At 37.0% G+C, this 21601-nt stretch carries 23 protein-coding genes and 1 rRNA gene; 10 read left to right on the top strand and 14 right to left on the bottom strand.

Features of this window, described 5'->3' with window-relative positions; all coding sequences use genetic code 11:
• Positions 1-225: ribosomal RNA gene (locus DL897_RS14445) — 16S ribosomal RNA — on the bottom strand; the annotation flags it as partial.
• Positions 226-1002: 777 nt separating this feature from the next.
• Complete coding sequence (locus DL897_RS14440; protein ID WP_113659848.1) at positions 1003-2322, bottom strand: type IV secretory system conjugative DNA transfer family protein; 1320 nt, start codon at positions 2320-2322, stop codon at positions 1003-1005.
• Between the two features lie 177 nt (positions 2323-2499).
• Between DL897_RS14440 and DL897_RS14435 the strand changes: the two genes are divergently transcribed.
• Positions 2500-3255: a hypothetical protein gene (locus DL897_RS14435; RefSeq protein ID WP_113659847.1), complete on the top strand. Its 756-nt coding sequence runs from the start codon at positions 2500-2502 to the stop codon at positions 3253-3255.
• 155 nt (positions 3256-3410) lie between these two features.
• On the opposite strand, the gene DL897_RS14430 is transcribed toward DL897_RS14435, so the two are convergent.
• The 6 genes from DL897_RS14430 to DL897_RS14405 all read right to left on the bottom strand — a co-directional run bounded on the left by DL897_RS14430 (position 3411) and on the right by DL897_RS14405 (position 7577).
• Positions 3411-4178: a hypothetical protein gene (locus DL897_RS14430; RefSeq protein ID WP_113659846.1), complete on the bottom strand. Its 768-nt coding sequence runs from the start codon at positions 4176-4178 to the stop codon at positions 3411-3413.
• 29 nt (positions 4179-4207) lie between these two features.
• Positions 4208-4537: a hypothetical protein gene (locus tag DL897_RS14425; protein ID WP_113659845.1), complete on the bottom strand. Its 330-nt coding sequence runs from the start codon at positions 4535-4537 to the stop codon at positions 4208-4210.
• Between the two features lie 144 nt (positions 4538-4681).
• Complete coding sequence (locus tag DL897_RS14420; RefSeq protein WP_113659844.1) at positions 4682-5404, bottom strand: hypothetical protein; 723 nt, start codon at positions 5402-5404, stop codon at positions 4682-4684.
• A complete protein-coding gene (locus DL897_RS14415; protein ID WP_113659843.1) occupies positions 5404-6111 on the bottom strand; it encodes a fluoroquinolone export ABC transporter permease subunit in 708 nt (235 codons plus the stop codon). The genes DL897_RS14420 and DL897_RS14415 overlap by 1 nt, the downstream gene beginning before the upstream one ends.
• The gene (locus DL897_RS14410) at positions 6108-6962 is read right to left on the bottom strand and encodes an ABC transporter ATP-binding protein (RefSeq protein ID WP_113659842.1); all 855 of its coding nucleotides are present in this window, start codon (positions 6960-6962) and stop codon (positions 6108-6110) included. Before DL897_RS14410 ends, DL897_RS14415 begins: the two co-directional genes overlap by 4 nt.
• 3 nt (positions 6963-6965) lie before the next feature.
• Positions 6966-7577 carry a TetR/AcrR family transcriptional regulator gene (locus DL897_RS14405; RefSeq protein ID WP_113659841.1) on the bottom strand — a complete coding sequence of 204 codons (612 nt, stop codon included), beginning with the start codon at positions 7575-7577 and terminating at the stop codon, positions 6966-6968.
• 439 nt (positions 7578-8016) lie between these two features.
• On the opposite strand from DL897_RS14405, the gene DL897_RS14400 reads away from it, so the two are divergent.
• The 3 genes from DL897_RS14400 (at position 8017) to DL897_RS14390 (ending at position 10535) form a co-directional block, all read left to right on the top strand.
• Positions 8017-8340 (top strand): DUF485 domain-containing protein, encoded by a 324-nt coding sequence (locus DL897_RS14400; RefSeq protein WP_113659840.1) that lies wholly within the window; start codon positions 8017-8019, stop codon positions 8338-8340.
• Positions 8337-9839, top strand: coding sequence for a solute symporter family protein (locus DL897_RS14395; protein ID WP_113659839.1), 1503 nt, complete (start codon positions 8337-8339; stop codon positions 9837-9839). The genes DL897_RS14400 and DL897_RS14395 overlap by 4 nt, the downstream gene beginning before the upstream one ends.
• Before the next feature lie 462 nt (positions 9840-10301).
• Positions 10302-10535, top strand: coding sequence for a hypothetical protein (locus DL897_RS14390; RefSeq protein WP_113659838.1), 234 nt, complete (start codon positions 10302-10304; stop codon positions 10533-10535).
• Positions 10536-10577: 42 nt separating this feature from the next.
• Here DL897_RS14390 and DL897_RS14385 read toward each other — a convergent pair whose 3' ends face one another.
• Both DL897_RS14385 and DL897_RS14380 read right to left on the bottom strand, forming a co-directional pair.
• Entirely contained in the window at positions 10578-11645 is a 1068-nt protein-coding gene (locus DL897_RS14385; protein ID WP_113659837.1) for a M42 family metallopeptidase, read from the bottom strand.
• Positions 11642-12310, bottom strand: coding sequence for a YneB family resolvase-like protein (locus DL897_RS14380; RefSeq protein ID WP_113659836.1), 669 nt, complete (start codon positions 12308-12310; stop codon positions 11642-11644). The genes DL897_RS14385 and DL897_RS14380 overlap by 4 nt, the downstream gene beginning before the upstream one ends.
• A 185-nt stretch (positions 12311-12495) precedes the next feature.
• Here DL897_RS14380 and DL897_RS14375 point away from each other — a divergent pair, with 185 nt between their 5' ends.
• Both DL897_RS14375 and DL897_RS14370 read left to right on the top strand, forming a co-directional pair.
• On the top strand, positions 12496-12672 hold the full coding sequence (locus DL897_RS14375; protein WP_113659835.1) for a DUF896 domain-containing protein: 177 nt from the start codon (positions 12496-12498) through the stop codon (positions 12670-12672).
• 585 nt (positions 12673-13257) lie between these two features.
• Complete coding sequence (locus DL897_RS14370) at positions 13258-13614, top strand: winged helix-turn-helix domain-containing protein (protein WP_206186533.1); 357 nt, start codon at positions 13258-13260, stop codon at positions 13612-13614.
• A gap of 233 nt (positions 13615-13847) precedes the next feature.
• On the opposite strand, the gene DL897_RS14365 is transcribed toward DL897_RS14370, so the two are convergent.
• Positions 13848-14543 carry a thermonuclease family protein gene (locus DL897_RS14365; RefSeq protein WP_113659834.1) on the bottom strand — a complete coding sequence of 232 codons (696 nt, stop codon included), beginning with the start codon at positions 14541-14543 and terminating at the stop codon, positions 13848-13850.
• Positions 14544-14794: 251 nt separating this feature from the next.
• Between DL897_RS14365 and hemE the strand changes: the two genes are divergently transcribed.
• The 4 genes from hemE to DL897_RS14345 all read left to right on the top strand — a co-directional run bounded on the left by hemE (position 14795) and on the right by DL897_RS14345 (position 18867).
• A complete protein-coding gene (hemE, locus tag DL897_RS14360) occupies positions 14795-15844 on the top strand; it encodes a uroporphyrinogen decarboxylase (RefSeq protein WP_113659833.1) in 1050 nt (349 codons plus the stop codon).
• A complete protein-coding gene (hemH, locus tag DL897_RS14355; RefSeq protein ID WP_240627458.1) occupies positions 15841-16791 on the top strand; it encodes a ferrochelatase in 951 nt (316 codons plus the stop codon). Before hemE ends, hemH begins: the two co-directional genes overlap by 4 nt.
• Positions 16792-16814: 23 nt before the next feature.
• Positions 16815-18239: a protoporphyrinogen oxidase gene (gene hemY, locus DL897_RS14350; protein WP_113659832.1), complete on the top strand. Its 1425-nt coding sequence runs from the start codon at positions 16815-16817 to the stop codon at positions 18237-18239.
• Positions 18240-18399: 160 nt separating this feature from the next.
• On the top strand, positions 18400-18867 hold the full coding sequence (locus DL897_RS14345; RefSeq protein ID WP_113659831.1) for a GNAT family N-acetyltransferase: 468 nt from the start codon (positions 18400-18402) through the stop codon (positions 18865-18867).
• A 231-nt stretch (positions 18868-19098) separates the two neighbouring features.
• On the opposite strand, the gene DL897_RS14340 is transcribed toward DL897_RS14345, so the two are convergent.
• From DL897_RS14340 to DL897_RS14330, 3 genes are all read right to left on the bottom strand, one after another.
• Positions 19099-20061: a trypsin-like serine peptidase gene (locus DL897_RS14340; RefSeq protein WP_113659830.1), complete on the bottom strand. Its 963-nt coding sequence runs from the start codon at positions 20059-20061 to the stop codon at positions 19099-19101.
• Positions 20062-20265: 204 nt separating this feature from the next.
• Complete coding sequence (locus DL897_RS14335) at positions 20266-20634, bottom strand: c-type cytochrome (protein ID WP_113659829.1); 369 nt, start codon at positions 20632-20634, stop codon at positions 20266-20268.
• Between the two features lie 6 nt (positions 20635-20640).
• Positions 20641-21495, bottom strand: coding sequence for a cytochrome c oxidase assembly protein (locus tag DL897_RS14330; RefSeq protein ID WP_113659828.1), 855 nt, complete (start codon positions 21493-21495; stop codon positions 20641-20643).
• Between the last annotated feature and the right edge of the window lie 106 nt (positions 21496-21601).

The raw sequence follows: 21601 nt of genomic DNA, 5'->3' as shown, positions 1-21601 counted from the left end.
CCCTAAGTGGTCGAAACCTTTTACGATTCGCTCATGCGAGCGAAAAGATTATCTGGTATTAGCCCCGGTTTCCCGGAGTTATCCCAGTCTTAGGGGAAAGTTGCCCACGTGTTACTCACCCGTTCGCCGCTAGGAGTTTTCCCGAAGGAAAACTCCCCGCTCGACTTGCATGTATTAGGCACGCCGCCAGCGTTCATCCTGAGCCAGGATCAAACTCTCAAAAAAGTTCTTAGCGATAGCTTAGTACTTTCTTGTCCCGGAATCTATGATTCTGGGGCTACCGCTAGTAGTTTGATTGCTCATCAGAATTAACGAGTCATGTTTCACTCTTTAGTTTTCAAGGAACACTTTCTGTTGTTTTACCGCGTTCTTGCGGCGACATCTATTAATCTATCATAAACTCAATCATACGTCAATACTTTTTTAATTAAAATTGTAATCTAATCTCTTCTTTATTAGTATGAACTTATGCATTAATAGATAAGAAACTTCTTATCTATTAATGCTCTATTAATGCTAAGGGCTAATGGTTGATCGATACTAACCATAATATTCGTGAGCCTCTTATAAGACTATGGAACACTCTCACTAATAAGTCTACCTACTATCTAAAATCTCTTTCAAAAACATTGATCCTCAGAGATTTATCATATCCATAAAATCTAACTCTCTAAAACTCTTTATTAAAAGTAAGCAGCAAATATCTATTTATTGCTACAAATAACCTACATTATGGTAGAAAAACCACTTCACAAGCCACAACTATTAAAATTATCCGTGGTGTCGATTTACCTAGTATAAAAATTGGTAGAAGGAATATTTTCATTATGTTCCCATCCTTTGCAATGAACGAAGCCTAAAATGAAAGTAATTCTGGATGTAATTATCCTTAAGGATGTAACTAATTTCAATTTTTTGATTATGGCGGCCACTTAAAGATCTAGTGGCTCTCTTGTTTAGATTATCGACACCACTTAACTACTTAACATCAGAAATGTCCTTTTATCTCCTATACATTACTGGAAAGAAAATAAAGGGATCTTCATCAGGAAGGGAGACGATACATTGACCCGTTTTCAAAGTCACGATGTTCCAATCCTCAATTACTTTTCCATCAATCAATAAGTCTTGTATACCTTTTTGCGCATTTGACGATTTTAAACCTATAAACCGTTTTGTGGCCCCATGTCTAGCCGTTACAAAATCCCGACTAGAAACATCATTTAATCGAAAAGCAAATACTGATCCGAATCCACTTAAAATACTATGACCAAGCTCTCTCCCATATCTATGCTCCACTTGCCCTACATTTTGAATTCCTGCTACTATTTTTACACCTAAAGAGCGACCAAAGTTAAGTGCATTATCCATATAGTTCAATTTTGGGATAAGAGGGAACTCATCAAGAATAAAGTACACATTCCCTTCACTTGCTGATCTTCCTAACACTTCTTTCATTGCTAGATCTAGAAGAACAGTATAAATAGGTTCAAGAATGTTCCCATTTGCTAAATCAAATTCAAGAAAAACAGCTCTACCTTCTTTTTTGGTTACAACCTCACGAATTGAAAAATCTCCTTTTCTTGCAAAGTTACCACTAAATAATTTAAAGATAGTCTGGTACAAATGGACAATAAAACTTTGAGTAGTTGACTTTCCATCTTTCTGTATATAATTTCGAATCCATTTAAGATCCGGATGCTCCAAAAACATGTTTCTTAGTACTACATCGTTAGACCATTGAATGAATTGAATTAACTCAAAGTTATTCCATTTTTTTGTTCCACTTTCCATCTCTCTAGCATGTATAGTCAAAATACCTGCAAAAATATCTCGAGCTCCCATTGCAAAAATCGGAGCTTGTGAGTGCTCAATATCTTCTTTAAAAAAGGCAGTGGCTATCTCCCGAATAGTTTCTTCCCGCTTTATTTTTGGAGTCATTAATATATCTTTATAAATATTCCAATAAGCCATTCCTTTGGGTTCCTGAATATGATTAGATATGACATAATCGCCTGGTTGATAAAATTCTTCTAAATAATCTCCTTTTGCATCAAAAAAAATCATTACGTCGTTTTGATTCATAGTTTGTCTAATTGCTTTTACAATATGATTCATCGTAACCGTTTTCCCACTACCAATCGCTCCCAAAGTTAAAATGTGTCTTGCTAACACATTTGGATGTAAAGTTATTCCGGTTTGATTTAGTCCTAAAATACCAACATTTCCATTCGATCGCCCTTTTCCTTTTCCAACAACAGTTCCAGGATCTAAAGGCTTTAGTTCTTGTCCTTCCATGATTGATGAATGGATGTATTTCATTTTCTCCCCTCCAAAGTAAAATGTTCTTAATAACATTTTACATTTTAGACAACATAAATACCTAAAAATAGCATTGATTTATTTAAATATTTCTTTTATTAAAAAACGATCGTTGAATAATATTCTAAATTGGTCTATTATTTAATCAGTTGTTATCCATATAAAAGAGGTGACAATATGAATTATATTAGAGGTGTTGCTTTAGCCGAAGATGAGAAAGTCATCAGAGAATATGAAGCGGCACAATCACCTGATCTTGAGGAACCAGGGTATTTAATCGTTACAGATCGTAGAATTCTTCTTAATAGTGAAAAATCAAAAGGCAAAACTAACTTAAACTTTAGAGAAATTAAAATTGATCAAGTCTCTGGTATTGTTTCGTATGTAGGAAAGAAAATTGACTGGGGTAGAATTTTATTAGCAGTTATTTTATTCATCGTTCTATCAATCATCACTTCTTCACTAGGCTCCGATTATGATGATAGTATCACCTTTATGCAAGTAATATTTTTCCTTCTAACACTGGGAATACCAGGATATTTAATTTATTTAGCTGTATTTAAAAAAGCAATCCAAACTGAATTACGTATTTTTTGTAGTAATATAAGTGTCAGTCCTCTTGGTGTTTCTGGTGATGATCGTGGCTTTATATCTAGAATTTTTGGATGGGGTAGAAATGAAGAATACATGTCTATCATTGGTATAGAACCCGCAAAGGATACTTTACAAGCTATGAGGGAATTAGGGGCATTAATTAATGATATACAAGTTCTCGGGGGCGAAGCTGCATATCAAAAATGGAGTAAAGTTTCTTTTACAAATGAAAAAGTGATTACGGATTCATTCACTTCCCCTACTAATTCAAATACAAATTCATCATCAACGAATACAACTACAACACAAACAAAGAGAGATAATGAATCATTCTTTTAATTTGAAGTAAGTTATAATAATATACTATTATATCCCTAATTAAAACAAATATAACTAAAAAGGGTTGATCTAAATGATCAACCCTTTTTAGTTATGATGTTGAACGATTTATTTTTGGTTCGAATTACAATATATCTTTTTAATTCCTATATCCCTTACAAACTTTCATTTTCCGTCTCTTCTTCTGGTTCTTCCTCTGGCTTTTCTTCCGATTCTTCACTCATCAGATTCTGTCTCTCTTTAAGATTTTCGGTCTCTGTTTCCTCACCAAGCCCCATCGCTAAGTATTTTTCACGTACACGTTCATCAATTTTCTGAATAAAATTCTCACCATACTCTATCATAGCAGCTTCTGTTAACGTTTCTCTTTCTTCTTCTCTCCATTCCCAGACATAATCACTATAACCTACATTTTCTCCAAATTCTTTTTCTAAACTCTCAAAAATCCTATCTGTTTCAATATTCGCATAGTCATTAGCATCTCTTTCAAGTATTTGAAATCGATACAGAAAGGGCGGATCCTCATAGTAATCAATGTCATTTTCTATCCATTTTTGCAACTCTTCTTTATCATCATGCAGTCCAGCTTCAATACAATGATCTTGATACGCATGTCTTCCTTCATGAATAATCGTTTCTACAGCAAGATAATTCAGATAACTATAGTCCTGATGATCCTCTAAATGTTTCGAATTAATATAAATGGCTTTTTCGTTCGGATCATAGTAACCACATTCATAAAAATCCAAAGTATCATCCTCTTTAACAGGACAAGATTCCCTCCCCTGTTTTCTCGCAAACTCTTCTTCCAGCTTTGTCAATGCCTCTAATCTCTCATTATAAGAAGATCTCTTCCAATTACTACTGTGAAAAATAGCAGGATATTTTTTACTTCTAATCAATCTATTTAAAAATCGCCTCATATTTATACCTCATCATAAAGGATAAAGGTTTAAGATCTTTTTCTATGAGGTTTACCTCGATGAAAGATGGGTCTTTTTAGAAATTTCTTAGCTAATTCGGGTTTATCAATATAAACATTCATAAATATCAATGCACTACAAAAACCAATTCTACGTTTCTCCATGATTATTTTTAAAGTTACCCCTTCGATATTTAGCTCCTCGGAAACGGTGCGATCCTCCATCCATTGGTCTAAATACTTCTGTAACTTGCTATTTAACTTGGGTAATGCATGTTTCATTGCATCTGCTTCGTTATCTTTATACCCCTCTTCATGGATCAAAATATCTCTTAGTTTTTCTGCATCGAACTTTAACATCATACTCCTCCTAAACGACATCGTTCTTTATTTAATTGTACTTTATATTTTTACTTGTACTATAAGATTAATTTATATTTTCAAACATTGTGTTAATGTCTTTTATGAACTACTTTACATAACTTTGAGACTAATCACCTGCACTCAATCAACTCTCTCCTCAAATTTTACATAACAATACCAAAAAAGCACCAAATGCACCAAAATTCCCATCCCCCAAAAAAACCAAGTGCCCCCACCTTGTCCTTCGACAAAAAAGACTTTACTTGACCAGTATGTTGGAAAAATACCCACCATAAGTTGCCAAGGCCATTTGACAAAATAGGCGATAAGTGGGACAAGAACAAGGATACCTGCTCCCTTGGTAAATGCAAGCCCCTCTACTTTATTCGCTGCAAAACCAACGAGCAACAAAGCAAATATCGGTGTCAACAATAGTTGAAAAGGGAGGAACAATAAGAGTGTTCGCCAATCAACTGGCATAAGATCTACAAAGTATATCAAAAAAACAGTAAAAAACAGTGTAATCACCATAGGGACTATCAAACGAATCCAGAGATAACCCGATTTGCGTAGAGGAGTTACTGCAAAAAGTTGAATTAACTGTTCATCTCTTTCATCGAGCATCACATAGCCTACAATCATTCCTAACATTAGTGGTACCAATTGTAAAATGATCACCAGTATTAATTCGTAATAATCGGATAATCGGAAGTGCATAGACTGTTCAAGCCAATCGGACAAAATAGGTACGACGAAACGAAAAACGACTGCCATCACAACCGGGCCCATTGTAGCCAAGATTAGCATTGGATCGCGACGAATATTTTTGACATCGGCTAAAAGTAGTGAGGAGTAGCGACGCATTAGCTCCCACCCCCGATATTTTTTATCACATACTTTTGAAATGACCGATAAGCCCAATGATAGGCAATCCATATCCAAATCAATAAAAGAAAAATAAAACCTATTCCTTTACTGATGGCAATCGGTTGTAAACTAGCCTGTATAAGTTCCAAAGAAGCTTGTGTAGGCAACAAGTAATAGAGAGGCGTTTCAACGATGTTTAAATATCCAAGCAAAGGGACAAAAAAAAGGGTCGTATAGAAAATCGAAGAAAGAAAAAAACCATTTAATGTTTTATGCCGAACAGCTACTCCTAAGCCAAACAAAGTAAAAAAAACAGAAGTTAATCCCACTCCAATGATCAAATACCATGAATAATGGTTAAAATCCCCCACAGATCTGTGTATTAGGAGGCTACTCCCTAATGAAAGTAGGGGCAACGAAGTGGCTTTCGCCCATAAGTACTCAGATAGTCTCAATGGAGTAACAAATAAGTTCTCCATGATATTTTGCCCTCTCTCTAACAACACAATACCGCCAATAAAAAAATAACCCAGTACACTAGGGTCTGACAAAAGAATGAGCACCGAAACAGTAGATTGAACTGACTCTGGTACGAGTGAAAGCAAACAAATATACATAACAGTCACAACAAAGTATGCAAAATAAAAGCCATGTCTCCACTGAAATCGTATATCATTCAAAAGCTTCGCTGCTCTTCTACTCATGATAAAGACCTACCTGTCACATTAATAAAAATCTGTTCCAATGTTGTCTCTTGGGTATGCATCGTTTCTATTTTTTTCTTTTGAATTAATTCGAGGAAATCTCTATTTTCACCAATTTTCTTAAGCGGAAACTCTGCTGTTTTTACCATGTACTCCTCTTTATACTCTACTTTTAATGATTTCTTACCTTGACGTAGTTTCAATTCCCGAGGAGAATCAATCAGACAAATTTGACCATCTACAATAAAAGCTACACGATCACAAATTTCCTCGGCTACATTCATATGATGTGTAGTAATAATGATTGTCTTGCCTTGATCCTTCTTTTCCAGCAGTATATCTTTAACCATCCGTGAATTGGTTGGATCCAAACCAGAAGTAGGCTCATCCAGAAACAAAATCTCAGGTCGATTGAGAAGGGAACGACATAAGTTTAAACGGGTTTTCATCCCTTTGGATAAGCTTGCCACTTTGGTATTCCCGTGATTTTCTAAACCTACTCGTTTTAAGAGCTCTTGAGGTTCTTCGGTATCATAAGCATAAAGAGAACGAAAAAAAGATAAATTCTCCAAGGCTGTAAATCGAGAGTAAAAGTTAGGAAATTCAAAAGCAATTCCTATCTTTTCATAATAATCAGATCGTACTGTATTTAGCTCTGTCCCTTGTACTATCACATTACCTTGGTAGTTCTTTAAAATGCCAATTAATATTTTTTGAGTGGTGCTTTTCCCTGCCCCTGATGGTCCAAGAAAACCAAATATCTCCCCTTTTTTAATAGAGAAGTTAAGCCCTTTTAATGTGTTCACATTATTTCCTGGGTAACGATAAACCAGATCACGAACCTGAATCATGATCTACTTCGCTTCCTTTCGTATCAGTCTCTCCGCTAACATATCAATATAAAACTCAATCGTAGGTTTATATAATTCTTCACCAATCATTTGTTTTTGTAACGTTAAAATAATCAATGCCCGAATCATACTTATAATTATTTTTGGATCTAAATCGATGATCCAATCTGAATTTTGCCAGTGTTGAATTAAAGGTAATGCCCATTCTGTATCCTGATTTGCATGCTTCTCCAGCTTTTCTGGTGGCAATTTTCGTATTAATTGCTCCAATAACTCTTGCTCATACATTTGGCGAAAAATCGGGTGTTGTTCAATCATCGTAATAGAGTGACCCAAAAATTGCTTCAAGCTTTCTTTCGTTACTGGTCCTTGTAGAAAAGATTCATTGAATAAAGTTTGGCGAATGTTCTCTTCTTCCACTTCGACAATTTCAAAATATAGCTCTTCTTTTGAATTAAAGAAGGAATAAAAGGTTCCTTGTGCAATACCTGCTGCTTTTGTAAGGTCTTCAATACTCGTTTTTCTTAAACCAAACGCTTCAAACAACTTTTTTCCTTCTTGTATCAGTTTCTGACGAATATAATCCCTTTCTCTTTCAGAAAATTTTTTCCCCACTGTCTCACTCATTTCTATGATTTGATGAATAAAAAAATAATTTATTCATATATAGAGTAATCGATTGACTGATCAAAGTCAAGAAAGTTTAATCAAAATATCTACCTACTTTTAACACAATTAATAGAGAATTATATTAGGTTCATTCAATGGTGGAACTCAAGCGAAAACAATACTATGATCATCCAAAGTACCCAGCCATTCAAAAGCTTCAATGATCGATGAGTTTGTATAAGGTCTCTCTCCTTATTCCCCTTAATTTAGACGCAAAGGAAAAATCATAAGAGAATTAATTTGATAATATATTAACAATCATAATATAAATGATTTTATATAAAATATTTTAATAATAATATACAATAGAGGTTTTTTTGTGATATATTTGTGAATAAGAACTTAGACAAAAAATGTTCATAAGCTAAAGGAGGTTTTGTCATCAATGGATGAGAAAAAGCAATCCACTCAGCCGGATTGGGAATCAATTGCCTCATCTGAAGAGTTCCAAACTTTAATGCGGAAAAAAAAGCGCTTCATCATCTTATCCTCTATTTTCTTCATTCTATACTACTTCGCATTACCATTCTTTACCGGATATTTTAAATTTTTGAACAATAAAATTGTTGACTCTCTTAATGGAGCTTATCTATTTGCATTATCCCAATTTTTCATGGCTTGGATTCTAGCAATTTTATATGTCAGACATGCCAATAAAACGGATCAATTAATCGAAGAAATTAAGCGAAAAAAGGAGGTAGCTGAATGAATATCACCGCATTCGCTCTCTTTCTAGCCATTGTTTTACTAACACTTCTCATTACTTATTGGGCTTCCAAACGAACACAAACAACCTCCGACTTTTATGCTGCAGGTCGAAAGATATCAGGTTGGCAAAATGGAATTGCCATCGCAGGTGATTACATGAGTGCTGCTTCTTTTCTAGGGATTGCTGGACTGATCGCATTAGGTGGCTTTGATGGCTTTCTTTATTCAGTCGGTTGGTTAGTAGCTTATCTCGTCGTTCTGATCATCGTTGCCGAACCTCTTCGGAACTCAGGACGTTATACCCTCGCTGATATGTTAGCTTATCGAATGAAAAGCAAACCGGTTCGTTCGGTAGCCGCTTTAAATACGATTGCTATCTCTACTTTTTATATGATTGCCCAATTGGTTGGAGCGGGTGCCATTGTTAAGTTGCTCTTAAATATTGATTACGAAGTCTCTATTATTGTGATTGGAATCTTAATGATTTTATATGTGGTTCTTGGTGGTATGTTAGCAACTACGTGGGTTCAAATTGTTAAAGCCGTCCTTCTCATGGCAGGCACCATTTTGCTTAGTCTCCTTGTTTTAGGTCAATATGGATTTAGTATGGTAGAGATGTTTAATCAAGTTTCCACAAAATTTGGTCAACATTTTCTCGAGCCTGGACTTCTTTACAAAAATCCTTTAGAGAATATTTCATTAGGTTTAGCGCTTCTTGCTGGTACTGCTGGACTTCCCCACATTCTGATTCGTTTTTATACCGTTCCAACAGCGAAGGAAGCCCGTACTTCGGTTGTCTGGGCGATGTTTATTATCGGAGCCTTTTATATTATGACAACTTTCCTTGGATTTGGTGCAGCATTATTGGTTGGTCCTGATAAAATTAAAGCAGCCGATCAAGCTGGAAACATGGCTGCCCCACTCTTAGCTGAAGCGTTAGGTGGAAGCTTCTTCCTTGCATTCATTGCAGCAGTGGCGTTTGCGACCATTTTAGCGGTAGTAGCTGGACTTGTCATCTCAGCCGCAGGTGCCTTCGCCCATGATTTTTACTCCAACGTACTTCGTGGTGGAAAAGCAACCGAACAAGAGCAAATTCGGGTCGCTAAATGGGCTTCTGTCGGAGTCGGAGTTGCTTCGATTATCTTAGCCTTACTAGCCAAAGATCAAAATGTGGCATTTCTCGTTTCGCTTGCTTTTGCTGTAGCTGCTAGTGCTAATCTTCCCGTCATCTTATTTAGCCTTTTTTGGAAGCGCTTTAATACGGCAGGTGCCGTCACCGGAATGCTAGCAGGATTAATTAGTTCCATTGTACTCGTATTAATTAGCCCGAATGTCATGGAGCCTGAACAAGCCCTATTCCCACTTAAGAATCCAGCCATCCTTTCTGTACCGCTTGGCTTCCTAGGAGCAATCATCGGAACACTTTTAAGCAAAAAAGAAGACCAGCAAAAATACACAGAATTATATGTGCGCTCCAACACAGGAATTGGTGCTGAATAATTTATTTATTTCTAAAAAAGGCTATTCAATTAGAAAGGATCTTGTCTAATTGAACAGCCTTTTTATCAATGAAAACCTATTTAGTTCGCTTTAGTAAAATTTTCTCTTCATTCCCATCCCATTTTATAATGACAACATGGACACTCGTTTTTATTTCCCCTTCACTATAAGTTCCAAATTCACTTCTGAATCTTCTTGATCATTAATCAACAATTCATATTCAACATCGGTGGTTGGTAACTTCTCACAGACAAGCCCCTTCTTTCTTATCCATTTTTTCCTTTTCAAATTCCTGTAACAAATTAGATGTTTAATCAAAAAAAGATAAGGGAAGCTGAACTTTATAGCAAAAAACAATTCTATTTAAGGAGGTTATTCTACAAGGATCATGCATTGTATATAATCATCGGAATATTAGGAATATATGATTGTATACAAGCTGATCCATAGAATACTAAAATGATGAAACAAGTATCTTTAAACATTTATTTTGTTGGAAAAGAAAAGCCTCTTACTTTTTCTGGTAAAGAAGCAATGACCGTCTTTGACAAATTGAAAACAGCTGGACCTCAGTCGCAAATCATACACAAACGCAAAACGAATCCCAATATCTCCTATCACAAAAATTCTACTACTGTCATTCCTACTGATAAAATCGTGTACTATACGCTTAATGAGTCCGTAGAGAATAAATAAAAATAAAGAGGGTTCCCCAAGTGGAGGACCCTCTTTATTTGATTATTTTCCCAAAATCTTTTGGTATGTAGATTGGTCTAAGCGTTTAATGAGGGCTATGGTGAATGCTTTGGCTGCTTCAACATCCTCTTTATCTACAATAGAGAGATGTGAATGAATATATCTACCACAAACTCCGATCGCTGCAGATAGTACCCCATCTCCTGATTGATGAACACGTCCTGCATCGGTACCACCTTGAGACACAAAGAATTGGTAAGGAATATTCTCAGACTCCGCTGTCTCGATCAAGAATTCACGCATACCCGGATGGGTAATCATGGAACGATCCACTAAGCGAATTAAAACTCCTTTACCAATTTTGCCAAATCCATCACGAACTCCGGGAGTATCCCCAGCTGGTCCAACATCAATTCCAAAGAAGATGTCGGGTTGGATCAAATTGGCCGTAGCTGCTGCACCACGTAGTCCTACCTCTTCTTGGACGGTTGCTCCCGCATATAAAATATTGGGGTGATATTCGTCTTGCAAACCATTGAGTGCCTCAAGAGCTAGTCCACATCCTAAACGGTTATCCCAAGCCTTACTCATCAAGCGTTTTCCGCCTTCCATTTCGGTAAATGGACCATAAGGGATAATGGGATCACCTAGTTGTACTCCCCATGCTTCAACTTGCTCTTTACTTTCAGCACCGATATCAATAAACATTTCTGTAATTTTCACAGGCTTATTCCGTTTTTCTGGATTCAGTAAATGCGGAGGAAGAGAACCAATCATACCTGTAATACTTTTTCCTTCATCTGTATAGATATCTACTCTTTGTGATAGCAACACTTGTGACCACCAACCACCAAGTGGCTGGAACTTAATAAATCCTTGCTCCGTTATATTGGTAACCATAAAAGCCACTTCATCCATATGGCCAGCTACTAAAACTTTGGGTCCTTCAACATTTCCTACCTTTTTGGCAAAAATACCTCCTAAACGATCTTGAATGATCTCTTCAGCATGTGGTTTCATATAAGTATGCATAATTCTTCGTACTTCGCCTTCAAATCCTGGTGCTCCGGGTGCTTGTGTTAATTGTTCAAACATAAGCCAATTAATCATGGTTGATCCTCCATCTCAGATTTTGCTAGTCCTTTTTCCCACTCTTTGTAGCGACGATGAATGGTTGCTCGTGAAATATCATAACCAAAACCTTTTAATGTAGCAGCGATTTCTTCGAATGTAAGGTTTTTCTTCTTTAAAGAAATAATTTGCTCAATAGGAACTTCTTTACGATCTCTTCCACCTAAACCACGATTCTTCAAATTTTTTGATGGGTCATAGCCTTTTTCTCGAATCGCTCTTTGCATACCCCAACTAATTTTTTGATTCATCATTTTTCGCTGTAGCTCTTCTACTTTCGCAATAATATGTAAAACCGTTGATTCACCCGCTTCTAACTCCAGCGGTCCACTATGTTGTTTGGAGTAAATCTGACATGACATCCGATCCAACTGATGAATCACGGCAAGCTTTGCCTCCCCACGACCAAGCCGTGTATCATCTTGTACGACTATCACTTCAACTTTCTCTTTTTTAATTATATCAAGCATTTGAAATAAGCCTTCCCTTGCTAAATCATATCCACTATGTTGTTCTGAAATTACCTGAACAACATCGAACTTTAACTCTTTGGCCCAAGAAAGCAAAGTTTCCTTTTGTCTTTCCAAACTACTTTCTTGCTCTTCACGTTTCGTGCTAACCCTCGTATAAATCACTGCTTTCATTTAATCCCCAATTTCCTTCCTATATTTGGGCTGTCTCTTCCGTATAGCGATACATATACGAACTTACTATCATATAAAAACGATCAGCAACTTCCGATCACAATCTCATAATAGAGTCAACTCTATCTTGCCAACCTTTCCATGTTAGAATAGAATACATTCAGAACGAAGGAGTTGGTTTTTACATGATCGATCAAAAGTTAATTCAGCGTCTCAATGACTTAGCTAAAAAGAGAAAAGCAGAAGGGCTTACTGCGGAAGAATTTAAAGAGCAAACAGAGCTACGTCAAATTTACCTCAAAGCTATTCGAAAACAGGTTAAACAACAGATTTCTCATGTGAAATATGTTGATAAAAATTAAGAAATTATTTTTATTATAGCTAATCTCTGTAAGATTAACAACGAAGGCAACAATGCGGGAAAGAGAACATAAAACATCCCCTGTATCCTTGTTCTTGCAAACAAGTGACCACAGGGGACACATCTTTACAAGCAGTTTTATTGAATCAAAGAGCCACTTTCTCCCTATTTCTCTTAACAGGAAAACAAAATCCAAACAAAGTAAATGCGGTATAACCTATAAAAATAGCAACTAAGCTATTTCCAGTTAAAGAACTCGATGCTACAAATCCCATAGGTACGACTATGAGCACATCAAAAACTCCGATATAGACATCGCCTATCAAACTCCATTTCTAGATGGATTTTATAATGATAAAATAATATTTTATATTAATTAAAATTGAATTATAAACGAACTTATACAAAACGATAGTAGATTATTCATTTAATCTACATCGAGTATATTTTTCGAAAATTTCATCGATAGTAAATTGTTGACTTATTTCTCTTGTCAACACGATATATCTGACTTTATTTCATATTATTTATGGTTTATAATACAAACTAGTTGAAGATTTAAAAGGTTGTAAAGGGGATAAAATTTATGATGCCTTTTAAAGAGATGGCCAGGCTTAATAAAACGATTCATGAACCAGCTCGCTTAGCGATTATGAGTGCTCTTTATGCTTGTACAATGGCTGAATTTCTTTTCTTGCAGGAGGTAACAGGATTAACAAAGGGAAATATGTCCTGTCATCTCTCTAAATTGGAGAAAGCTGGCTATGTTGTCATCGATAAAAGATTTGTCCGCAAAAAAATTCCACATACGACTATTCGTATCACTCTTGAAGGGAAAGCAGCGATTGAACAGTATTGGAAAAAGCTTGATCATATCCGCGAAGTGACCAAGCAATGGGATCCAAATAAAAAGGCAGCATCCTTTGCTGCCCAAGAATACTAACCCATTCGGTTTTCCTTTTCCGCTTCATTAGAAAAGGAAAACCGAATTTGAGCCGTCTCGTGTAATAGGTACCGACTAGGCGGGAGCATGTAGACAAAATCCCTAGAACTGCATGGGATGGTAGGGTAAATGTCACATCTCTAACTTGGAAGTTATCCGAAGCAGAAATGGACCTTAGAGCGTTAACTAAGAATCCCCGTCTTTAGCTATGAGGAGTGGTCAATCAACCTTCCTTATTTATTTCTTTTTTGATACCCGGCCTGGATAGCATCCTCTTCATTTAAAAAAAAGACTCGCTTTTCAACTTGTATTTGTTTATATTTTTCTGGGGATACATACTGCTTTTGCTCAAAGTCACCAACATATTTATCTTGGCTTTGTCCTGATACACGATCTCGAAACTCAAAGGGGAGCTCTGGAATAGGGTTAGTAGAATCCCACATTCCCTTTCCTTTTTCCTTCGCATCTAAATACGCAGCTTGATAGGATTTAAAATGCTTTAAATTGGGATAAATATAATAGGTTACAGCATGACCTTTTCTAAGCATTTCTTTATTAATATCGATTTTTCCTTTTCGGATATGTGCTAAAAGACGACCATAAGCATCCTTCGCATCTTGATCAGTTTGCAATTGTATTTGGGTTCCTGGTGGTATGAGATTTTCCAAAAAGTCTTTCGCTTGCTTAGCCCAAGGGTTTTGTGCTTGATTTTGATAATGTAATTCTGGAGCATCTATCGAAAGCAATCGAACTTTACGTGTACCTAATACATCTTGTTTTAGCCTGATGGTATCCCCATCGACTACACGATCAACTGTTGCGTTATATGATGGTGCTTGGGACTGTGTCTTTGGTTCACAACCAAGTAATAATAATATTCCTAAGGAACTTACCCAAAGATACTTAAGCCAACCACTTTTCACCAGCATAAACTAACCCCCATTGATTCATTTAAAAAAGACATTTTATTCTATGCATTTGCCAACAAAAAAGCAACTTGCGTTCATTCTTGTTATCTTTTATCGCTTTCTATATGAGAGAAAGAAAGAAAATTTGATGACATTTTATTAGAACCTCTATCTCCATTAGTTATAAAAGGATATGGTAATAATATAAAAAGAAAATGAAATATTTTTCGTGGATACAATGCCATGACAATGAGATTGAAAGGTGTGTCATAATGACCCAACAACCCATCAATGATACATTCCTCAAAGCTTGCCGACAGGAGCCGACAGACTACATACCTGTTTGGTATATGCGACAAGCTGGTCGTTATCAACCAGAATATCGTCAGATTCGTAAACAGTATTCTTTCTTTGAAATGAGTGAAACACCTGAAGTATGTGTAGAAGTAACCAGCTTACCTGTTACCCAACTAGGGGTAGATGCTGCTATTTTATTTGCTGATATCATGACACCTCTAAAACCAATTGGGGTAGATGTAGAAATTCGTTCAGGGGTTGGACCTGTCATTTCCAATCCGATTCGTACAAAACAAGATGTTAAGCGTCTAGGTGAACTTGATCCTGAGTCGGGTGTACCTTTTATTTTAAAAGCTATTCAAATGCTTACGCAAAGGCTGTCTGTTCCTTTGATCGGCTTTGCGGGTGCACCATTTACATTAGCTAGTTATATGATTGAAGGTGGCCCTTCCAAAAACTATCATAAAACAAAAGGACTCATGTATGCTGACCCGACATTATGGCATGCTTTGATGGAGAAACTCGGAGCCATGACCATTACATACCTCCAAGCACAAGTTCGTGCCGGTGCCCACGCCCTACAAGTATTTGACTCGTGGGTGGGTGCTTTAAGTGCAGAAGATTATCAGACATATGTCGCACCCATTATGCAGAAAATCTTTAACACGCTTAAACAAACTACAGATGTACCACTGATTTATTTTGGTATAGGTACAGGTCATTTATTAACCGAATGGGACAAACTACCCATTGATGTGATCGGGCTTGACTGGCGTACTTCAATCTCCTCAGCACGAAAGCTTGGTATTACCAAAACCCTACAAGGGAACTTAGATCCGTCTCTATTACTCGCACCATGGGAAGTCATTGAAAAGAAAGCCAAAGAAATCCTAGATCAAGGCATTTCCCAGCCTGGATACATTTTTAACCTAGGCCATGGTATCTTCCCTGATGTTCAAGTAGAGACCCTTCAACGTTTGACTGAATTTGTTCATCATTACACAAAAAAGGGAGGGAACAAATGATTATGTCGGAAAAGAAAAGAATGGGCTTATTGCTGATGGCTTACGGAACACCTCGTAAGCCGGAAGATCTGATTCCTTACTATACTCATATTCGTCATGGGAGAAAACCTTCCGATGAGCTAATCCAAGATTTACGAGAGCGGTATGAAGCTATCGGAGGAATCTCTCCACTTGCTCATATTACTGAAGAGCAAGTAGCAGCAATTGAAAAACGGCTCAATGAAGTACAATCTGAGATCGAGTTTAAAGCTTATCTGGGGCTAAAGCATATTCATCCCTTTATCGAAGAGGCTGTCGAACAGATGCATCTGGATGGAATAACAGAAGCAATCAGCCTTGTACTCGCTCCTCATTACTCTACCTTTAGTGTCAAATCATACAATGGACGAGCGAAGCAAAAAGCCGATGGATTAGGGAATCTAGTCATTCACTCCATTGATAGTTGGTATAAAGAGCCGAAATTTATCGGATATTGGGCGGATCAGCTTAAGCATACTACGCAACAGATTCCAGATGAAAAACGAGCCAAAACCGTTGTCATTTTTTCTGCACATAGTTTGCCAGAAAAAATTCTACAAATGAATGATCCTTATCCAGAACAGTTACAAGAAACAGCAGAACTCATCGCTAAGGAAGCCGATATTCAGCATTATGAGATTGGTTGGCAAAGCGCGGGAAATACTCCTGATCCATGGCTGGGGCCAGATGTACAGGATCTAACACGACAGCTTCATGACGAAAAGGGGTATACTTCTTTTATCTATTGTCCAGTTGGTTTTGTCGCTGATCACTTGGAAGTTTTATATGATAATGACATTGAATGTAAAGTGGTTTGTGATGAATTGGGAGCTGACTATTACCGTCCAGACATGCCCAATACGAAACCGATGTTTATTGATTCTCTAGTCACTGTCATTCGTAATCAATTAGCTCAACAAAAACATTGAATGTTAAAGGTACGTGTGTAAATATGAGTATGGAAAATACACAACATATTGTTATCATTGGTGGTGGAATTACTGGTTTATCCACTGCCTTCTATCTTTTTAAATCAGCTGAAGAACAACAATTACCTATTCGTATTACCCTTCTCGAAGCCAAATCGCGTATTGGTGGTAAAATTCGCACTGAACTCTTTCAAGGGTTTGTGATGGAAAAAGGGCCTGATTCTTTTTTAGAGCGAAAAATCAGTGCTAAACAATTAGCAATCGACTTGGGCATCGAAGATCAACTGGTACGAAATCAGACAGGACAAGCTTATATATTGCATCAAAGCCGACTCCACCCAATTCCTGAGGGATCGGTCATGGGAGTACCTACTCGGCTTTCTCCCTTTATTTCAACACGTCTCTTTTCACCCGTTGGAAAAATGCGTGCTGCACTTGATTTACTATTACCTAGACAAACCTTAGACAAAGACGTCTCTGTAGGTAGCTTTTTCCGTCATCGCCTAGGTAATGATGTTGTCGATCACTTGATTGAACCTTTATTATCTGGTATTTATGGTGGAAATCTAGATCAGCTAAGTCTAAAAGCCACCTTCCCTCAGTTTGCACAAATGGAGGAAAAGTACCGTAGCTTAATCTTAGCGATGAAGAAAAGTCGCTCAACCAATTTACCCGGAAAACCGAAAGGTCAATTTTTAACGCTCAAAAACGGGCTTTATGCTTTCGTCGAAGCCATCGAAAAAAAACTACCATCGAATACGATTCATCGAAATAGTGTAGTGAAAGCAATCGAAAAAACAGACAAAAACTACCAAATTCAATTGGAAAATGGAAAGCCGTTAACTGCTGATGCAGTCATCGTAACAACACCGTATCCAACATTAACCCAAATGTTACCTTCCATTGACCTGCCAAAGCCCCCCAACCATACTCCGGCAACAACCGTAGCCACCGTGATCTTGGGCTTTGATGATCAAACAGAGGTAGAAACACCTTATGAAGGAACAGGGTTCGTAGTTCCACGTACAGAAAATACCACAATTACTGCTTGTACATGGACACATAAAAAATGGCCACACACTACACCAGATGGAAAAGTCCTCCTACGCTTTTATATAGGACGACCAGGAAATGCAGCGATCGTCGCTGAGTCCGACTCATCTATTTTAGAGCATGTCCAAAAAGATATGGCCAAAGTGATGAACATTCGTAAACAACCGTCCTTCTATCGAATCACTCGTTGGCGTGAAGCCAATCCACAATATACCGTTGGACATACTGAATGGGTTAAACAGCTGGAAGTACACCTAAATAGTAATCTCCCTGGTCTTTTCCTTGCTGGTGCCCCCTATCGTGGAGTAGGTATCCCTGATTGCATCGATCAAGGTAAACGCGCTGTACAGGAAGTACTTCAATTTCTAAATCTCAAATCAACTATCCACACTTAAATAGTATAAAAGAAGTCCGTTACCTTTTATGAGTAACGGACTTAAAGGCCATATTACTGAAAAATACCCAATATTACTTATTATCGATCAGGGTTTTTGATTTTCCTCATATAGAAAAAAGAAAGCATGTTTTCATTTATCGCTAAAGGAGTCAAACGTGATGATAATTAAACTACAAGTAACCGATCCCCAAATCGCTAAGCAAATTTTAGCAGTTCAAATTCCTGCCTACCAAATCGAAGCAAAACTAATTGGATTTGATCAAATACCTCAATTACGTGAAACAGTAGATTCTCTAGTCAAAAGCCCTCTTACCTTTTATGGATATATCAAGGAAGAAAAAATAGTTGGTGTCATCGGCTATGAAGTATTAAATGGGATCCTTGAATTTGATCGTTTAGTGGTTCATCCAGACTATTTTCGACAAGGCATCGGACAAAGTCTTATGCAACATGTATTTGATGTTGAAACGAATGTGCATAAATATTTGCTAAGTACAGGTGCAGATAACACTCCTGCTCTTAGACTGTACAAAAAACTTGGTTTTATCGAAGTTAAACAGAAAGAAGTCGCTCCTTGTTTCTTTTTAACTTTTTTGGAAAAAGAGGTTAAATCTACTACAATTTAATAAGCGTGTTGTATCATTTGAGCTAAATCCTTTGTCAGACCAAGAACTATAGCTGATCGTTTTGTATAGGTGCAAATTCAAAAACGATCAGCGGCTTTTTAAAGGGTAGCCTCCCTCATATCTAAAAACTACTATTTTCAGTTAGGAAATGTTACTCTACTTATTTTTCAAGATTTCCTAATAGATATTCGCATAAATCAAACCCAATAAATAATTATCTCCTACAATTTCCTATTCAACAGTTTTATTTACCCACTCTTTAAATTTATTGAAACGCTCTTGATTTATACGGGTACCACCATTCATCTGCTGACTTCCATAACCATAGGCATGAACGCCAATTCCACACTCTCCACAATCTGAACGTGTTTGCCAAATAGGTGAACCACTTTGACCACCAAAGGTATCAATATCATAAAATAAGCGAGTATTGGTATCACTTAGAATTTTGCTGGTATGTTGCCACATTGTCTTTAAATACAGAGGCGTACCTTGATATTTATCTCCTGGATAACCTGCAATGGTTGCTTCTTGACCTTTGTAGGTTTCATCTTGCCAACGGAATCCAAACCAACCTGCATCATATCCGATATTCTCTTTCAAATGAATAACTCCATAGTCATATGCAGGATCTCCATCATTCACCCAACCTGATACACTCTCTAATTCAACCCCTTCTACTGATCCAAATGGAGCAGAACTACCATTTCGTCCTGGGTAAACACGAACGGATTTCATCCACGTATCAGTACTCGTATCATATATACAATGCCCCGCGGTTGCGACTGTATGTGGGCCGATTAACCAACCCGTACATCCACTTTTTCTACCATCGGCTAATGTGATTTCAAGAGAGGTAATAGCTGAATATGGGAAAATAGTTGTATCTGTTACTTGTTTGCGATCATCAGGGCCAATTACAATCGAAGGAGTAATATTTTTGGTTTTTGTGCCACTAAAACTGGCAAAATAAGATGCTTTTCCATCTTTTGAACGTACTTCTTTCGGAGCAGGTAAGCCTTTTTGTAAGCTAGGAGTATTCCCAATCTTCTTACTAATTGTTTTAGTGGGTGCCAATTTTTTAGCAGGCATCTTAGCTTTAACTTCTTCTTTTGCTAGAGATGGTAAAGCAGGTGTTAGAGCCAATGCTAATCCTGTACACACGGCTGTTATAACACTCAAATACTTCCTCATATTTTACCTCCTCAGAATATAAACTTAATTAAAATATAACACTATTCTATTTAATCTGTAAAGATATTATAAAATAAAATATATTATAAAACGTATTAAAATTAAATACATTATTTCTACTAAATGGGAGTATATAGAAAGCCCTAGTTTTAGCCCAAAAAAATACCGCCCATAGGACGGTACGTATTGTGAAGTAATCTAATACTATTTTCGTTTTACCAGCCATTTAGCCAACTGTTGCTGTTCAGATTTCGGAATATAATTCTGAGCTGGCATTTTTCCAATTCCTTTTTCCATTATGTTTATGATCTCTTCAGCTGTGTATTTTTGCCCGATTCTTCGTAAACTGGGACCATATTCTCCTTCTAACTTATCACCATGGCAGTTTAGACAGTAATTTTGATATAGCTTTTCTTCAGCAGATACCTGATCTACAGTAGCGTCAAGATTATTCTCTGGTAAAGAGTTGGAACCACAGCCTGACAATATCATCATACTCCATACAGATCCCCAGATCAAAAAATACTTTCTTTTTTGCTTTCCTTTGTTATATGCTTGAAGAATTCGTTTCATTTCAGCTCACTCTTGAGGTGAAGGTACACGATTTTGTTGAAACAGTTCTTCCATTTCCTTTTTATCTTGCGCTCTTTGTATACGGAGCCACTGTACAAATACAAAACCGATTGCTGTAATATAAACTACCTCTTGAATGATTTTCATGATGATACCACCAAGTTGCTCATCATCACGTAAACTTATCACAGATACATACTTTGACGCTGAAGCATAATAGTCAAACAACACCGTATCAGCGAACATAATAAGTGCACAAGCGGGAGTCAAGAGCACACCATTGGCAACAAGAAACCCAAGTTTTAAGAGAGGCTTCATCCGATCCAATTCAGGAACAGGGCAAACGACTGGCCACCACATACAAAGCGCAGTAAAAAGTAATATAGTATGTGAAACAATGTGCAATACCTGACTACTCATTATCAGATCAAAGATATAGGGAAAGTGATATAGGGAAAGCAGACCATTAAAGACAAATAGAATAACCAATGGTCGAGTGAAAAATTTACCAATCGCCCGAATCCAGTGAATCTTAATCAATGGACGTAACATCCAAGCTGGGATTCCAAGTAATAGCAACGGTGGAAGTACAATATACTGCAACGACATCTGTAACATGTGCATGCTAAATAATTCATGCGCTAACAAGTTCAAAGGACTTCCTGCCGAAAAGTAGTATACGATTAGCCCGGTCAGGAAAAAAAACTTGGTCTTCCCCGATACCGGTTCGGTTTCAGGAAAACGATGACGCAGTGGTCCTGTAACGAGTAAATACATGATAGCTACTGCAATAAATACAAGATTTAGGGTTAAGTCCCAGTTGCTTGTATAAGTAAATAAGTCAAAAAGTTCAGCTGACATGGAATATCCCTCCAGTCCATAATCCACTTTACATCCCCTATCATACCACAAGTGGGGAGCGCTTCCGCAAAGGGTAAATTAAAGGCTTGTGAAATATTTTTCAAAT

Source organism: Thermoflavimicrobium daqui (assembly GCF_003313465.1).
Taxonomy (GTDB): domain Bacteria; phylum Bacillota; class Bacilli; order Thermoactinomycetales; family Thermoactinomycetaceae; genus Thermoflavimicrobium; species Thermoflavimicrobium daqui.
Note: the sequence above shows the minus strand (reverse complement) of the source record. Positions and strands in the feature narration are given on the sequence as shown.

Coding starts and splice junctions, on each gene's coding strand:
- DL897_RS14390 (WP_113659838.1), top strand. CDS start 10,302: ATGAAACAAGTATCTTTAAACATTTATTTTGTTGGAAAAGAAAAGCCT.
- DL897_RS14420 (WP_113659844.1), bottom strand. CDS start 5,404: ATGCGTCGCTACTCCTCACTACTTTTAGCCGATGTCAAAAATATTCGT.
- hemH (WP_240627458.1), top strand. CDS start 15,841: ATGATTATGTCGGAAAAGAAAAGAATGGGCTTATTGCTGATGGCTTAC.
- DL897_RS14365 (WP_113659834.1), bottom strand. CDS start 14,543: ATGCTGGTGAAAAGTGGTTGGCTTAAGTATCTTTGGGTAAGTTCCTTA.
- DL897_RS14435 (WP_113659847.1), top strand. CDS start 2,500: ATGAATTATATTAGAGGTGTTGCTTTAGCCGAAGATGAGAAAGTCATC.
- DL897_RS14400 (WP_113659840.1), top strand. CDS start 8,017: ATGGATGAGAAAAAGCAATCCACTCAGCCGGATTGGGAATCAATTGCC.
- DL897_RS14345 (WP_113659831.1), top strand. CDS start 18,400: ATGATAATTAAACTACAAGTAACCGATCCCCAAATCGCTAAGCAAATT.
- DL897_RS14335 (WP_113659829.1), bottom strand. CDS start 20,634: ATGAAACGAATTCTTCAAGCATATAACAAAGGAAAGCAAAAAAGAAAG.
- DL897_RS14370 (WP_206186533.1), top strand. CDS start 13,258: ATGATGCCTTTTAAAGAGATGGCCAGGCTTAATAAAACGATTCATGAA.
- hemY (WP_113659832.1), top strand. CDS start 16,815: ATGAGTATGGAAAATACACAACATATTGTTATCATTGGTGGTGGAATT.
- DL897_RS14440 (WP_113659848.1), bottom strand. CDS start 2,322: ATGAAATACATCCATTCATCAATCATGGAAGGACAAGAACTAAAGCCT.
- DL897_RS14380 (WP_113659836.1), bottom strand. CDS start 12,310: ATGAAAGCAGTGATTTATACGAGGGTTAGCACGAAACGTGAAGAGCAA.
- hemE (WP_113659833.1), top strand. CDS start 14,795: ATGACCCAACAACCCATCAATGATACATTCCTCAAAGCTTGCCGACAG.
- DL897_RS14330 (WP_113659828.1), bottom strand. CDS start 21,495: ATGTCAGCTGAACTTTTTGACTTATTTACTTATACAAGCAACTGGGAC.
- DL897_RS14340 (WP_113659830.1), bottom strand. CDS start 20,061: ATGAGGAAGTATTTGAGTGTTATAACAGCCGTGTGTACAGGATTAGCA.
- DL897_RS14410 (WP_113659842.1), bottom strand. CDS start 6,962: ATGATTCAGGTTCGTGATCTGGTTTATCGTTACCCAGGAAATAATGTG.
- DL897_RS14430 (WP_113659846.1), bottom strand. CDS start 4,178: ATGAGGCGATTTTTAAATAGATTGATTAGAAGTAAAAAATATCCTGCT.
- DL897_RS14395 (WP_113659839.1), top strand. CDS start 8,337: ATGAATATCACCGCATTCGCTCTCTTTCTAGCCATTGTTTTACTAACA.
- DL897_RS14375 (WP_113659835.1), top strand. CDS start 12,496: ATGATCGATCAAAAGTTAATTCAGCGTCTCAATGACTTAGCTAAAAAG.
- DL897_RS14385 (WP_113659837.1), bottom strand. CDS start 11,645: ATGATTAATTGGCTTATGTTTGAACAATTAACACAAGCACCCGGAGCA.
- DL897_RS14415 (WP_113659843.1), bottom strand. CDS start 6,111: ATGAGTAGAAGAGCAGCGAAGCTTTTGAATGATATACGATTTCAGTGG.
- DL897_RS14425 (WP_113659845.1), bottom strand. CDS start 4,537: ATGTTAAAGTTCGATGCAGAAAAACTAAGAGATATTTTGATCCATGAA.